The sequence below is a fragment of the Acinetobacter sp. LCT-H3 genome, assembly GCF_001866125.1.
In the GTDB taxonomy this organism is placed as follows: domain Bacteria; phylum Pseudomonadota; class Gammaproteobacteria; order Pseudomonadales; family Moraxellaceae; genus Acinetobacter; species Acinetobacter schindleri.
Window position 1 is genome coordinate 15395 of record NZ_MODX01000017.1, and the last position, 13533, is coordinate 28927.

Annotated in this window: 15 protein-coding genes and 2 tRNA genes; 11 read left to right on the forward strand and 6 right to left on the reverse strand. The window is 42.4% G+C overall.

Translation table 11 applies throughout. From position 1 onward, the window contains the following. Positions 1–126 precede the first annotated feature (126 nt). The 3 genes from BK820_RS09860 to BK820_RS09870 form a co-directional block, all read right to left on the reverse strand. Positions 127–1092 carry an alpha/beta hydrolase gene (locus BK820_RS09860; protein ID WP_004895817.1) on the reverse strand — a complete coding sequence of 322 codons (966 nt, stop codon included), beginning with the start codon at positions 1090–1092 and terminating at the stop codon, positions 127–129. 520 nt (positions 1093–1612) lie between these two features. Further along, positions 1613–1688: transfer RNA gene (locus tag BK820_RS09865), tRNA-Gly, on the reverse strand. A gap of 47 nt (positions 1689–1735) precedes the next feature. Continuing rightward, positions 1736–1811: transfer RNA gene (locus BK820_RS09870), tRNA-Gly, on the reverse strand. A gap of 240 nt (positions 1812–2051) precedes the next feature. On the opposite strand from BK820_RS09870, the gene BK820_RS09875 reads away from it, so the two are divergent. The 5 genes from BK820_RS09875 to BK820_RS09895 all read left to right on the forward strand — a co-directional run bounded on the left by BK820_RS09875 (position 2052) and on the right by BK820_RS09895 (position 4859). Then, positions 2052–2360: a BolA family protein gene (locus tag BK820_RS09875; protein ID WP_071320807.1), complete on the forward strand. Its 309-nt coding sequence runs from the start codon at positions 2052–2054 to the stop codon at positions 2358–2360. Positions 2361–2369: 9 nt separating this feature from the next. Next, the gene (locus BK820_RS09880; protein WP_008307068.1) at positions 2370–2762 is read left to right on the forward strand and encodes a SirB2 family protein; all 393 of its coding nucleotides are present in this window, start codon (positions 2370–2372) and stop codon (positions 2760–2762) included. 64 nt (positions 2763–2826) lie between these two features. Beyond that, positions 2827–3663: a ParA family protein gene (locus BK820_RS09885; RefSeq protein WP_071320808.1), complete on the forward strand. Its 837-nt coding sequence runs from the start codon at positions 2827–2829 to the stop codon at positions 3661–3663. 16 nt (positions 3664–3679) lie between these two features. Continuing rightward, positions 3680–4075, forward strand: coding sequence for a hypothetical protein (locus BK820_RS09890; RefSeq protein ID WP_004814192.1), 396 nt, complete (start codon positions 3680–3682; stop codon positions 4073–4075). A 190-nt stretch (positions 4076–4265) separates the two neighbouring features. Further along, positions 4266–4859, forward strand: a complete 594-nt coding sequence (locus BK820_RS09895; protein ID WP_071320832.1) for a LysE family translocator — start codon at positions 4266–4268, stop codon at positions 4857–4859. A 16-nt stretch (positions 4860–4875) separates the two neighbouring features. Here the strand turns inward: BK820_RS09895 and BK820_RS09900 are convergent, their stop codons facing one another. After that, complete coding sequence (locus BK820_RS09900; RefSeq protein WP_004814195.1) at positions 4876–5514, reverse strand: DedA family protein; 639 nt, start codon at positions 5512–5514, stop codon at positions 4876–4878. Positions 5515–5704: 190 nt separating this feature from the next. On the opposite strand from BK820_RS09900, the gene BK820_RS09905 reads away from it, so the two are divergent. The 4 genes from BK820_RS09905 to BK820_RS15170 all read left to right on the forward strand — a co-directional run bounded on the left by BK820_RS09905 (position 5705) and on the right by BK820_RS15170 (position 8806). Further along, positions 5705–6124 (forward strand): DoxX family protein, encoded by a 420-nt coding sequence (locus tag BK820_RS09905; protein WP_071320809.1) that lies wholly within the window; start codon positions 5705–5707, stop codon positions 6122–6124. Positions 6125–6281: 157 nt separating this feature from the next. After that, the gene (locus BK820_RS09910; protein ID WP_004895336.1) at positions 6282–6647 is read left to right on the forward strand and encodes a NirD/YgiW/YdeI family stress tolerance protein; all 366 of its coding nucleotides are present in this window, start codon (positions 6282–6284) and stop codon (positions 6645–6647) included. Positions 6648–6846: 199 nt separating this feature from the next. Beyond that, on the forward strand, positions 6847–8415 hold the full coding sequence (gene guaA / locus BK820_RS09915; RefSeq protein ID WP_004895334.1) for a glutamine-hydrolyzing GMP synthase: 1569 nt from the start codon (positions 6847–6849) through the stop codon (positions 8413–8415). Between the two features lie 193 nt (positions 8416–8608). Continuing rightward, positions 8609–8806, forward strand: coding sequence for a winged helix-turn-helix domain-containing protein (locus BK820_RS15170; protein WP_228715840.1), 198 nt, complete (start codon positions 8609–8611; stop codon positions 8804–8806). Positions 8807–8865: 59 nt separating this feature from the next. Here the strand turns inward: BK820_RS15170 and BK820_RS09920 are convergent, their stop codons facing one another. Further along, positions 8866–10116, reverse strand: a complete 1251-nt coding sequence (locus tag BK820_RS09920) for a GGDEF domain-containing protein (protein ID WP_071320810.1) — start codon at positions 10114–10116, stop codon at positions 8866–8868. A gap of 198 nt (positions 10117–10314) precedes the next feature. Then, positions 10315–11619, reverse strand: a complete 1305-nt coding sequence (locus tag BK820_RS09925) for a GGDEF domain-containing protein (protein WP_008307116.1) — start codon at positions 11617–11619, stop codon at positions 10315–10317. Between the two features lie 490 nt (positions 11620–12109). On the opposite strand from BK820_RS09925, the gene BK820_RS09930 reads away from it, so the two are divergent. Further along, the gene (locus tag BK820_RS09930; RefSeq protein ID WP_071320811.1) at positions 12110–13057 is read left to right on the forward strand and encodes a pirin family protein; all 948 of its coding nucleotides are present in this window, start codon (positions 12110–12112) and stop codon (positions 13055–13057) included. A gap of 29 nt (positions 13058–13086) precedes the next feature. Continuing rightward, positions 13087–13485, forward strand: coding sequence for an OsmC family protein (locus BK820_RS09935; RefSeq protein ID WP_004814205.1), 399 nt, complete (start codon positions 13087–13089; stop codon positions 13483–13485). The last annotated feature ends 48 nt before the right edge of the window (positions 13486–13533 follow it).

Sequence of the window (13533 nt, forward strand, 5' to 3'; positions counted from 1 at the left end):
CATATAAGCTTGATAAAAAATAACAATTAATACCTGCTTGATGAAAAATCTTTGAGCAAATTTTGGGGAAGGTCATTTATCATTTTCCTTCCCGCTATCTTGCCAATAATGAGGGTTATGACCTGGTCAAAGTCCTTTGGTCTGTAACCATTCAAACAGCTGTTGATAGACCTGTTCCCGTACCGCTTTTTCTGACAGGACCAGGTCATGCAAGCCATTATGAATTTCGCACAAGGTGACATCGCCCGATATTTTGCTGGCATGCTGAATCATATCCTGCACTTCCAGAATCACATCGCTGCTTTGTGCATGACGATTAAATTTTCGTGGATAAGTCGTCTGATGCGAATGCATGATCAGGACAGGAATGCTTAACTGAAGACCTTGATGCAGTTCTTTTTGCGCCTCATGAATGGCATGTACAAAGCTCAAACGCACCATGGGATAACGGACTTTTTTCCATTCGAGGTTAAAGTTCCATTCACCATGATGGCTGGCGTGCAAACTCGGGACATACCACTTATTAAGACGACTTGGGAACAGCAAGTTTGGAAAACGTTTGCCCATTGCTGCCATTCGAGGAATGGCAAATTTCTTTTCCAGACGACTCATATTGAAATCATAAAAGGGACTGTTTGCCCAGAGCGCTTTAATCAGGGGATGATCAGGATGATGTGCTGCATACAAGGTTGTGGTTAAGCCCCCCGTTGAATGTCCGCAAAGCAGCACGGCGTCATGACTTTCCTGACCGATAATATCCAGTGCCTGAGTAATTTCTGCATCATATTCTGACAGGCTATGAACGTTATAGTACTTCTGATGCGGCAAATAGGAGCGACCATATTTACGTAGGTCCAGCGCATAAAAGTCAAAACCCTGCTCATTGAAACGCTCTGCCATTTCAGTCTGGAAAAAATAGTCGATAAAACCGTGGATATATAGCACCGCCTTTTTAGTCGGTTTAGCGGCTTTCTTGCGAACGAGGGTCGCCACCACCTGACCTTCATAATCATTCGGAAGATCTAAGGTGACCTGTTCATAGCCAGCCCCTAAAATATCGGGTTGATAATTTACCTCTATCTTTGTTGTCATTATTTTCTCTTAAATTTTTGTTCGGATTCTATATTTAGATATTTCTACACTAGCGTCAAATAAAAAACAGTATTTTCTAATGAGGAGCTGATCACCTGAAATTAAAGATAAACAGCTCATCAGGATAGAATAAATGCGAGACAAGGTTTCTCTATAATGAAAAAGATGTTTATAAGCTGTTTGTTTATTATTTTGCTGGTAAATATAAGGCTAGAAAATACAGAAAAAGACTATGATCCAATCAATAGAATGCGCTTGTGCTTGGACCACATTGGAGTGTAGAAAGGCGCCATGTATGATACGCACCTCGCTAATGCATGTAATTTTGTATAACGAAGCTAAAATTATGGATGTAAATTGAAGAAAGCAATTTTTATTTTTTAAATCAATAAATCAATTGAAGTAGGGGATTGTGGAAATACCCAGAGAAATAGATATTCAACTAGGCATCTAACTTTAACCTGGCCAAAAGCTGAAAATAAAAAAAGCCCCAATCTTTCGATCAGGGCTTTTTAAAATCTGGAGCGGGAAACGAGACTCGAACTCGCGACCCCAACCTTGGCAAGGTTGTGCTCTACCAACTGAGCTATTCCCGCAGGGTCGAATAATTTTTTACTATTAAAAAACTAAACAAAAAAGAATCTGGAGCGGGAAACGAGACTCGAACTCGCGACCCCAACCTTGGCAAGGTTGTGCTCTACCAACTGAGCTATTCCCGCATGCCGTGTATAATACAGCATGCAAAAACAGGGTCAATAACTTTATGAAAAATCTTGCACCGTTTGCATAAAATAAAATCAATTCAGCCAATTCAGCAATATAAATAGACAAAATTCATGCAAAATTTTGTTAAAACAGAGCCTTGGCAACCTTTAACTCTCCTTGAGCACAGTAAAACTCATGACAGAACAGGGTATACTGAATAGAATTTGGATCATTTGTAATTGCGGAGAAAGGCCATGAGTATTGAACAAGTCTTAAGAGAGCGTCTGGCTACCCTGTTTCCATCTCATCTTGAGGTGGTAAATGAGTCTTCTGGTCACGGTGGCTATTACCCGGGTAAGGAATCACACTTTAAAGCGGTGATTGTGAGTGAAGCTTTTGCAGGCCTGCGTCAGGTACAGCGTCATCAGAAAGTCTATGCCGCAGTAGGCGATTTACTGAGCCCGGAAAAAATCCATGCATTAGCAATCCATGCTTTTGTTCCAGAAGAGTGGAGCGGTCAGGATACGACCAGTCCTGAATGTGCACATGCCCCAAAAAACTAAGAGGAACATATGGAAACCCAATTATTAGTCAAAATTATCCATATGTCAGCGGCCAGTCTGGCAATTATCGCGATTCTGGCACGTGCATTTACCTTGTTTGTTGGTACACAGGGCAATTTACCTAATCCGGTCGCACGCAAGCTATTTGTTGCCTTGCAGCATCTGGCACTTGCCGTAATTGCTTTGACGGGCGTCATTTCGCTAGTGATAAAAAACTTTGAAGTACAACCCTGGTTCTATGCCAAGGTCATTTTATTTCTGGTACTGGTGTCATCTTTGATGAAAGCCTATAAAAAAGATGACTCTGTCCTGTTGGTTCAACGTCGTGCTGGCCTGGTTATTGCAATTATTTCATTAGCTGCAATTATGGCACTGGTGATTATCAAGCCAACTTCTGGCTAGAAAATAACATCATTTTGTTTGGCTAAATTTTAAATAGATTGATAAAAATAATAGGGGGTTTTTAATGCGTACACGTGTGGTGTTTAACCAAAAAGGTGGCGTGGGGAAGTCGAGTATTGCAGTGAATCTGGCAGCAATCAGTGCACATCAGGGGCACAAAACCTTACTCATTGACCTCGATCCACAGGCCAATTCCAGCCAGTATCTGCTTGGTGATGATGCGACCTATTCAGGAGACAAGCCTGCATTAGAACCCAATATTGAAAACTATTTTGATGAAGTGCTGGGCAGCCAGCAGAACAAGGGTCTGATTGGCAATGCCATCGGCTCAATTCTAAAAACCCGCACTAAAGGCCTGGAAAGCTATGTGCACCAGTCACCGTTTAAACATCTGGATGTGATTCCAGCCAGCCCAAGTCTCGGCACACTGGCACATGCACTGGAATCCAAACATAAGATCTATAAACTACGTGATGCCTTACAACAGTTAACGGGTCAGTATGAGCGGGTGTTTATTGATACGCCGCCGGCTTTTAATTTCTTTACCTTATCAGCTTTAATTGCGGCAGATCGGGTGCTGATTCCTTTTGACTGTGATGTATTTTCCAAACGTGCCCTGCATACCCTGATTGAAAATGTCATCGAAACCCAGGACGATCATAATGACCGTCTGGAAATTGAAGGGATTGTGGTCAATCAGTTTCAGGCTCAGGCCAAACTGCCACGTGAGGTGGTGCAACAGCTGAAAGATGAAGGCTTGCCGGTATTGGAAAATATGTTGCCGCCATCGGTGATCATGAAAGAATCCCATCAGAAAAATCAGCCCTTAATTCATCTGGCTACTGATCATAAATTGACTCAGGCCTATCAATCGTTGTTCAATGAGATTGAGCAAAAATAAGATTGATGATTCCAGCATGAAACTCATGAAATTCAGTCTTGGCATCGTGGGCCTGGCTTTGTTAAGTGCCTGTGCTACGACCGTCAAGCCGACCTATGTGTCGCCAACCCAATACCAGTCCTATGACTGCGGTCAGCTGCAAGGCGAATATAACCGTATTCAGCAGTATATCGACAATGGTGTACAAGCGCCGAAACGAACGGGTGTTGGCGTAGGCGTCGGTGTAGGTGGTGGCTGGGGTAGCCATAGTGGTTGGGGCATTGGGCCGAGCATTTCAGTGAATATGGGTCAGTCTTCTAATACCAAGAAGACCGAACTGGCACGTGTTTTAGGTGAGCAGGAAGCGATTGTTCAGGCAGCACGCTATAAGAGCTGCCCACTGATCATTCGCCAGGCTGTACCAAAAACATAATGATGAAGATATAAAATAAAAATGCTGACTGAGGTCGGCATTTTTTAGCATCGCATTCCGGAAAGGGACACTATTTTGTATATAAAGCCGGCTGGAATGACTGCTCGGAACAAATTTATGAGAATTTTCATCTTGTTATATATTGAGCAGATTCGTTAATGTTGCGCCATTCTTTGCGGTAAGTTTGCGTATGATCGAAAACTGGCTATTTATTCTGGCTGTAATTACAGTATTGATGATTCCGGGCCCAGGCAATGCACTGGTTGCCAGTGCGGCACATCAACATGGTCAGGCCAAAACCAGTTTATATATACCTGCTATTCTGCTGGGTTACTTCTATGCCATTAATGTCTGGGCCTTGCTGATACATCTTGCTGTCCCGATCTGGCCGAATTTTCAGGGCATGCTGCATATACTGAGCACAATTACTGTAGGCTGGATGACCTTTCGGCTGTTTAAAGCCAAGCAGCTAGAACAGCATAATCATAAGCACCCGATGATCCGGCCTTGGCAGATGTTTACTGCGACTTTAAAGAATCCTAAAGCGGCTTTGTTTGCTTCTGGTATTTTTCCCATGGCGACCTGGGAAAATCCAACTAATTTCGTACTGGTCTTCGCGATATTTAGTCTGGTGACATTACCGGTGTTTGTCTTCTGGATGGCGTTCGGTCAGGCAATTCTGGCAGGGGAGTCGGAGAAAATAAAAACCGACCTCGTATATAAAGGGTCGGTCCTGTTTGTGCTGCTTTGCCTGATTCCGCTGATCATCAGTATATTTAACTGAGTTCAGCGATCAGGACTTAAGCCATTTTGTTCTTTTTCAGCTTCTGTTGAACAAAACCGAAGATGCCTGGCAATACACTAATAATAATGATGCCGAAGATCAGATAGGTAAAGTTATCTTTAACGATTGGCATATTTCCAAACAGATAACCCAAAATCACAAAAGAGCTGATCCACAAAAAACCACCAATCACGTTATAGCTCAGGAAATATTTATAATTCATGCTGCCAGCACCGGCCACAAAAGGAGCAAAGGTGCGGGCGAAAGGCACGAAACGGGCAAAGATAATCGTCTTGCCACCATGTCTGGCAAAAAATTGCTGGGTTGCTAGTAGGTGTTTTTTATTGATAAAGCGCGATTCAACTTCAAACACACGCGGCCCAATGAACTTGCCAATATGATAGTTCAGCGTATCGCCCAGTACTGCTGCCACAAATAGGAGCGGAATCAGTACCCACGGATCCATGGCCCCAGTAGATGCTGCAAGTGCCCCCGCAGCAAACAGCAAGCTGTCACCCGGCAGGAAAGGCATGACTACCAGTCCCGTTTCTACAAAGATAATCAGGAAAAGAATAGCATAAATCCACACCCCATAATTGGTGATGAATTCAAGCAGATGGTCATCTACATGTAGGATAAAATCAAGCAGTTCCATGGCGCCAGTACAAGCAAAAGTGTGCCCAAATCCTAACAGTGATTAGGCTTAAAGTCAGCATCAAAAGTGGTCTATTTCCAGCCTCATCATTCTAAAAATAAAACGATGAATCTTATTTTGGTTATTAATAATTAAAAATGAAACTTATAAGATGTGCTCATGTTTTAGCAATCATCTTCGAGTTTTTATCATGTTGAATCCAAATCGTATTATCGCCAATCTTGTTGCTCATCCTGTACTTGAATCCGCAACATTCGTGTCTGCACGTGTCTTAATGGCTTATATTTTTATTGTGGCAGGTTGGGGCAAAATCGCTGGCTATGAAGCAACAGTTGGTTATATGCAAGCTATGGGTGTTCCTGCTGAATTATTACCTGTGACAATTTTGCTGGAGTTGGGTGGTGGTTTAGCGATTTTATTTGGCTTGCAGACTCGTATTGTGGCAGCACTTTTGGCTGGCTTTAGCTTAGTGACTGCATTTTTATTTCATGGTACACCTGAGGATGCAGTGAACTTTATGAAAAACTTCGCGATGGCAGGCGGCTTATTGTTATTGGTATTACAGGGTGCAGGTCGCTTCAGTCTTGATCATCTGATTGAGCGCCAATAGCAAAGCCAAAGCAACGATCCAATCGAGCGGTCTAAGACCGCTTTTTTTGTGGATACATAACATTAAACTAGCTTTACAGAATTAAGCTTCGTGCAGTACATCCACTCTGATTAGATAGAATCAGGAATTTAAACCTGTTGTTTAAGGAGTATATTGAATGCAAAAGCAAATTTTAGCTGTATTAATGACGGGACTCGTTGTTAGTGGCGGTGCATGGGCAAAGTCAGATCAGGCCCTCCTTGCTGAAGCTCAAAAAAATAAAGTCAGCATTGCTCAAGCACAAAAAATGCCGGATGAAACTGGTGTGACCTTAACAGGTAAAATTGTGCGTCAAGTTGCACCGCAGAGTGATGATTTTGAACTTCGAGACAGTAGTGGCACGATTATTATTGATGTTGATGATGACCTATGGAAACCGTTGAAGTTAAAAGCGGGCGATAACGTTCGTGTGCTTGGCGAGGTAGATACTCATCGTCAGAAACCTACCGATATTGATGTGATTAGTATCGAAAAAGTGAAATAACCACATTTAAAGTTCTGCTTCAATCTCATGCAATCTTGAATTCCAGGATTGAAGCAGATCTGACAAAAAATTCAGTCTGATCAAGATACAGTGCTAAATATGTATATATTTCAAGCGCCTTGAAACAGTGTGCTTAATGCAGCGAAAAATGATAGAATACGGCGCTTATCTTTCGTTTGCCTTTCTATAGTTGTTTGTCATGACTACCAATACTCAAATCACTGAAGATCGTATCCTGATTTTGGATTTCGGTTCTCAATATAGCCAATTGATTGCACGTCGCGTACGTGAGTCTGGCGTATATTCTGAAATGTTTGCCTATGACATGTCTGAAGAAGACATTCGTGCATTTAATCCAAACGGTATCATCTTGTCAGGTGGTCCTGAGAGCGTTCACGAAGAAGGCAGCCCGCGTGCGCCAGAAGTTGTGTTCAACTTGGGCATTCCTGTATTGGGTATTTGCTACGGTTTGCAAACCATGTCTGCACAACTTGGCGGTAAGGTTGAGCCAGGTACAGTACATGAATTTGGCTATGCAGAAGTAGACATTCAAATCCGTGATGGTCTTATTGGCGATCTTGAAGATTCAGCAGACAAATTGAAAGTCTGGATGAGCCACGGTGACAAAGTGACTCAAATTCCAGAAGGCTTCCAGATTACTGCCAGCACACCAAGCTGTCCGGTCGCAATGGTATCTGATGAAAAACGCCGTTTCTATGGTATTCAGTTCCACCCGGAAGTCACTCATACTGCCAAAGGTAAAGAGTTACTGTCTAACTTCGTTCACAATATCTGTGGTTGCCGTAGCCTGTGGAACTCTGAAAACATTATCGACCTTCGTGTTGAACAGCTTCGTGAACAGATTGGCGACCAAAAAGTACTGCTCGGACTTTCAGGCGGTGTAGATTCATCAGTTGTTGCGGCGCTGTTACACCGTGCAATCGGCGACCAATTGACTTGCGTATTCGTGGACAATGGTTTACTTCGTCTGAATGAAGGCGACCAGGTTATGGACATGTTTGCGAAAAACATGGGTATCCGTGTGATCCGTGCTGATGCTGAAGAGCGTTTCTTGACTGCACTTGCGGGTGAAGTTGATCCAGAGAAAAAACGTAAAATCATCGGCCGTGAATTCATTGAAGTATTTGCTGAAGAAGCACGTAAGCTTGATGGTGTAAACTTCCTGGCTCAAGGTACGATTTACCCTGACGTGATCGAATCTGCTGCAAGCAAACAAGGTAAAGCACACGTGATTAAATCACACCACAACGTGGGTGGTTTACCAGAAGATCTAGCATTTGAACTGGTTGAACCAATTCGTGACCTGTTCAAAGATGAAGTACGTAAATTGGGTACTACTTTAGGTCTTCCATTTGAAATGCTTTATCGTCACCCATTCCCAGGTCCGGGTCTAGGTGTTCGTATTTTGGGTGAAGTGAAAAAAGAATATGCTGACATTCTCCGTTTAGCAGATGACATTTTCATGCAAGAACTTCGTGCTAGCGGTTGGTATGACAAAACTGCACAAGCATTTGCTGTATTCCAGCCAGTTAAATCGGTTGGTGTTGTAGGTGATGGTCGTCGTTATGCGTGGGTCATTGCACTTCGTGCAGTTGAAACTGTTGACTTCATGACAGCTCGTTTTGCTCACCTTCCATACGAGCTTGTAGATAAAATCTCGACTCGTATCATGAATGAAATTGCTGAAGTTTCTCGTGTGGTTTATGACGTATCGTCTAAACCACCTGCGACGATTGAATGGGAGTAATTTAGGGGTTTCAAGAAGCGAAGCTTCTTGCCTAAATTACGCCATGAGCAAGGTTAAAAGCATTGCTTTTAACCTTGCGCAAGATACGCGCGGCAGTATCTGAAAAATGATATATCCAATAAAAAAGGACGCCTAGGCGCTCTTTTTTTGTTTATACTGCATGAAAATTAGACTTTAAAAAAGAGTTTATTGAATGTCATTGCCTACTTATGATCAATTGATGCTTCCTTTAATGAAGTTATTGTTTGAGTTAAATGAGCCTATAAAAATTTCAGATGCGGCAAATATATTAGCTGAACGCTCAAATCTCTCAAAAGACATACTCAATCAAACACTTCCAAGTGGAAAGAATATTTTTAAAGATAGAGTTTCTTTTAGAGATACAAATTGAACGGAGCTTTCATATTTACAAAATCGACCAAGACCGTTTCGATGAAGATATCTTTTTAACTAGGTTCCTATGATTTTAATTGCCCGATCCTTATTCCACGAGCCTTGTGACAGCAGTACGACATTAGGACTGGTTAAAGGGTCATACTGCTCTACTCGGTTCCGTCCGTTGGCCTTGGCCTGATACAGCGCAATATCCGCCTGTTTAATTACGATATACAGGTCCGTTTCACAGGTTTCCAAGATCGCCGCACCCACTGAAATGGTGAATTTTAAGGATTGAACTTGATCAAGAAACACTTCGGTCTGTTCAATGCGCTGCCTTAAACAATCGGCAATTTTTAGAGCATCATCCAGATGCGTATCAGGAAGCAGGGCAATAAACTCTTCCCCGCCGTAGCGCGCCAGAATATCAGTATTTCGCATTTCACTTTGAGCTGTTTTCGCAATGATTTGCAGTACCTGGTCGCCAATATCATGACCATAGTTATCATTAATCTTTTTAAAATGATCGACGTCAAACACGATTAATGAACTAGGACTCAGTGTTCCTTCTTTAAGCCTATGTGTTGGATGTTGCTGAGCCAAATATTCAAAAAAGCGGCGATTATTTAATCCTGTTAGGGAATCGGTATGCGCCATATGCTCAAAAGCCTGACGGTTATATTCGTTCAAGGTATGTTGTAAAAATACAATCCGAGATTTAAGCGTTGAATTCCAGCTGATATAGATACTAAAACTTAGCACCGGCACATAAATCAGAGAAAACAGAACCAGCTGTTGCAGATCGCCTTTAACATTGAAATACACACCCATATAGATCATGAAGGTAATCAGGGCCGAGATGATCAAGGAAGGCCTGAAACGGATATGTACACTTAAATTTGCCAGAACAATAAAGACCAGAGAGGAATATTGATAGATCAGGTTATAATGACTTTCTGACTGATTTAAATTAAAAAACCAGACCGCACTGGCACCAATAATCGAAGTGGGTAGCAATAGATCAAAGAGTGGTAAATTCCGGCTATGCTGGTACATCCAGACCGTGATCAGGGTCATGACTGAGGTAAAACCCAGTTTGGTTACAAGCAACAGGGTGTGGATGTCACGCAGTACATAAATATCCGCAAGGGTATAGGAAGCATAAGCAAACTGTGCAAACAGATTCACCTGAAGCAGATATCTCAGATGCAGCTTTTTCTGATGAGAATAATAGGCAGATTTTAATTGCTGAGGAATACACACCAGAGGATCTTTAAGCGCCTGCTGAATCAGAAGGCGTGACTCCTTATGATATTCCTGTGGCATTCAGCCTTCCCCATAAAAAATAAAATTTTTTATATATTAAGTTTTGTATAAATTTTATTCTATTCCTTAAAAATTCACTTTAAAAGTAGTCATCTAGAATAAATATTTTCGGTTACAAAAAAGGGAGAGTGAGTACAAAGCAACAAAGGAGATAGGCTGGATTGACTGTCTATACGTTTAAGTCACCTCTATGACTGTTCATAAGTTAATATATTTTTCAGTATAAAAATTCTGTAAATCAGATTGAAACGGTGAACTCATATCTGGACGATACACTTCAATCCGGTTACGTCCACTCTTCTTGGCAGCATAAAGCGCCACATCCGCTTTTTTAATCAGATCATCCAGGTCCTGAGTATGGGACTCTAACTCAGCAATACCAATCGAAACTGTAAATTTCAGTACCAGCTCAGGCCGGGCATAGAGATACTGCTGCTGAATCGAATTACGAATGCGCTCGGCAATTACCAAAGCATCTTGCAACTGTGTATCGGACAGCAAAATAATAAACTCCTCACCACCAAAACGTGCCAGTACATCACTATGGCGCATTTCCTTACGCGCTGTATCTGCAATTAACTGTAGTACCCGATCCCCGACATCATGCCCATAACTATCATTGATTTGCTTGAAATGGTCCACATCAAACATTAGCAGACAGGTGCTTGAATATCTTGGCCAGTCATGAATACAGTTTTCTGCCAGATTAACAAAATGCCGGCGGTTATAGAGCTGAGTCAGTTCATCAGTATGGGCGAGATTACGCACCATATGGTAGTTCCATTCATCTAACAAAGTACGGATAAATGCACGACGGGTATGCAGGATATTATTCCAGTTAAAATACAGGCTAAACAGCAACACTGGGCTGAACACGACCATAAAGATAAAAGCTTCCGATAACGTCATTAGCTGCGTCATTGCTATCAGGACCAGCAGGCTGATCAGGATTGAACAATATAGTGCAGCCCTAAATTGAACCTTGATGCAGAGATTGGTAATCAGAATAAAAATGGATGCAGCATACAAGTAATTTTCTACATGTAGGCTGGTAGAAGAGAGCAGGAGCAGGATCCATACTCCAGCACAAAGCGTAGTCCCTATCGGCAGGATCAGATCGAGCAAGCGAATGTTCTGGCTGTATTGAAATAACAGTTCACAGACGATCCAGAAAGCTAAGACCAAAATCACCCGAGTAAACCCAGAAACCATCATCAGGTCGGGGATAATAAAGATATCGGCAAAGAAATATAGCAGGAACACCAACTGTGCCAGTAAGTGGATCTGACGCAGACTATGGTAGTTATGCCGGTACAGATAGTCGTAAAAATGAGGTAGAAATTGCACAGGAATACGGGCGTGCCGATCCACAAGTGCATCTTCTAGCACTTGACGGTTCTTCAGGTCATTCTCGGAAGGTTGCAGTTGTTCCGAAGAATGCCGATTAAGACTCTGCAAGGAAGCCTGCATATTTGCATGCATCCTGCCATCGGCAATCGTCATTTTTCAATCCATTAAAAATTCGCACATATTATGAGCAAATTTTGGGGTCAGGAATCTATGGTCAAACGGATAGATTGCGACGCATGGGGAAGGAAAAAGTAACAAAACATTTTTTCTGCGAAAGGAGAAAGCCAAAACTTAGGTATTATTGAATTAATTATTTGATTTAATTTATAAAAAATTAAATATAAGCCTGTTTCACGTGAAACAATCCGAGATAATTGTTTGTTGCAGTATGTGTAAACCTCACCTTATTAAAATGAAAAATGCTAAAAAAGGTTTGGGTGATCTTTACCTAATCGTTAACTTGAATTTTAAGGATAGATTCAAGATTTAGAGTACCCATGAAAACAAGAAATCAGATCAAGTACAGATCAGACCGTTGAAGTTAAAGATTGTTGCAAATATGACAAGCACAATCCTGAAAGTAGCACTCTTTTTACCGATCTGAATTGCTATGATCTTTTGACCCAGCCGAGTGAGCCAGAACATGTCGAATAATAATGATATCGAACTTTTCAATTCAGATGATTGCACGAAATACGTCAATCAGTTTATTGCAGAATTTCCATTACGCCGTGCTGAAATTGGTCAGGGAACAGTGATCAAGCGTGCGTTACCAAGCCGGTATAAACGGATGATCGGGGCATGGTGTTTTCTGGATCATGCCGGACCTGCTCATTTCCCCCAAGGGGATGGCCTGGATGTAGGACCACATCCACATATTGGTCTGCAGACTTTTACCTGGATGATTGAAGGCACCATGATGCATCGTGACAGTCTGGGCAGTGCGCAGTTACTACGTCCACGTCAGGTCAATCTGATGACGGCTGGTTATGGCATTTCCCATTCTGAAGTTGCACCTGAAACAGAAACTAAAATGCATGCCGCACAGCTCTGGATCGCTTTGCCAGATGATATGGTCAATATGGCACCCGCGTTTGATCATTATCCGGAATTGCCTGTGGTTGAGGATCAAGGCATTGAGTTCACGGTACTGGTCGGGGAATATCTTAAGGCTATATCACCAGTGAAGGTACATAGCGAACTGCTCGGGGTGGACCTGTATGCAGCAGACAGTACCCAAGCCGTATTACCGCTTCATCTAAAATTTGAATATGGTTTTCTGGCACTGGAAGGGACGGCCAGTATCAACGGACATGAACTGACTGAAGATAATATGGTGATTCTGGAACCGGGGCTGGAACAGGTACATGTCGAGATTCATGCCGGAAGCCGTGTACTGTTGCTGGGGGGCGAACCTTTTGAAAGCCCGATTTTACTGTGGTGGAACTTTGTTGGCCGCACGACTGAAGAATTGAAAATGGCACGTGAGCAATGGATTGCAGAACATGAGCGATTTGGCTCGATTCCTGCCTACGAGGGACCACGACTTGAAGCCCCTGCTTTCCCGGGCCATATGCGTCCTTCAAAATAAATGGATCACCATAAAATAAGGAAGAAGAAATGGCCATGCTTGCAAGTGCTCGTGTACATAGTCTGGAAACACCATGGCAGGGACAGATCAGTCATGGCAATCACCAATATCTGACGGATAAGCCGGAAGCTTTTGGTGGTCAGGATCGTGGTCCCGCACCTTATGATTTCCTGCTGGCAGGCTTGATTTCCTGCACCATGATTAGCTTGCGTATGTATGCCAGCCATAAAGATCTGGAGCTGGGGGAGTTTCAGGTTGAAGCCGATTTCTTTGCCAATCGGGAAGGGCAGGAATGGATTGAACGACGTTTAAGTTTTCAAAATCCGTTAGATGAAACATTGCGGCAAAAAATTCTGGAAATTTGTCAAAAAACACCAGTGACTAAAACTTTACTACGGAGTCTGGAGATTCGAACTACATTACTTTAATCTCGCCATATGTAAAGAAGACTGATTGAAATGTAATATAATTCGTAA

Excerpts from the sequence above, each read along its gene's own strand:
- BK820_RS09890 (WP_004814192.1), top strand. The coding sequence starts at position 3,680 with ATGAAACTCATGAAATTCAGTCTTGGCATCGTGGGCCTGGCTTTGTTA.
- BK820_RS09875 (WP_071320807.1), top strand. The coding sequence starts at position 2,052 with ATGAGTATTGAACAAGTCTTAAGAGAGCGTCTGGCTACCCTGTTTCCA.
- BK820_RS09860 (WP_004895817.1), bottom strand. The coding sequence starts at position 1,092 with ATGACAACAAAGATAGAGGTAAATTATCAACCCGATATTTTAGGGGCT.
- guaA (WP_004895334.1), top strand. The coding sequence starts at position 6,847 with ATGACTACCAATACTCAAATCACTGAAGATCGTATCCTGATTTTGGAT.
- BK820_RS15170 (WP_228715840.1), top strand. The coding sequence starts at position 8,609 with ATGTCATTGCCTACTTATGATCAATTGATGCTTCCTTTAATGAAGTTA.
- BK820_RS09905 (WP_071320809.1), top strand. The coding sequence starts at position 5,705 with ATGTTGAATCCAAATCGTATTATCGCCAATCTTGTTGCTCATCCTGTA.
- BK820_RS09925 (WP_008307116.1), bottom strand. The coding sequence starts at position 11,619 with ATGACGATTGCCGATGGCAGGATGCATGCAAATATGCAGGCTTCCTTG.
- BK820_RS09935 (WP_004814205.1), top strand. The coding sequence starts at position 13,087 with ATGGCCATGCTTGCAAGTGCTCGTGTACATAGTCTGGAAACACCATGG.
- BK820_RS09895 (WP_071320832.1), top strand. The coding sequence starts at position 4,266 with ATGATCGAAAACTGGCTATTTATTCTGGCTGTAATTACAGTATTGATG.
- BK820_RS09910 (WP_004895336.1), top strand. The coding sequence starts at position 6,282 with ATGCAAAAGCAAATTTTAGCTGTATTAATGACGGGACTCGTTGTTAGT.
- BK820_RS09880 (WP_008307068.1), top strand. The coding sequence starts at position 2,370 with ATGGAAACCCAATTATTAGTCAAAATTATCCATATGTCAGCGGCCAGT.
- BK820_RS09930 (WP_071320811.1), top strand. The coding sequence starts at position 12,110 with ATGTCGAATAATAATGATATCGAACTTTTCAATTCAGATGATTGCACG.
- BK820_RS09900 (WP_004814195.1), bottom strand. The coding sequence starts at position 5,514 with ATGGAACTGCTTGATTTTATCCTACATGTAGATGACCATCTGCTTGAA.
- BK820_RS09885 (WP_071320808.1), top strand. The coding sequence starts at position 2,827 with ATGCGTACACGTGTGGTGTTTAACCAAAAAGGTGGCGTGGGGAAGTCG.
- BK820_RS09920 (WP_071320810.1), bottom strand. The coding sequence starts at position 10,116 with ATGCCACAGGAATATCATAAGGAGTCACGCCTTCTGATTCAGCAGGCG.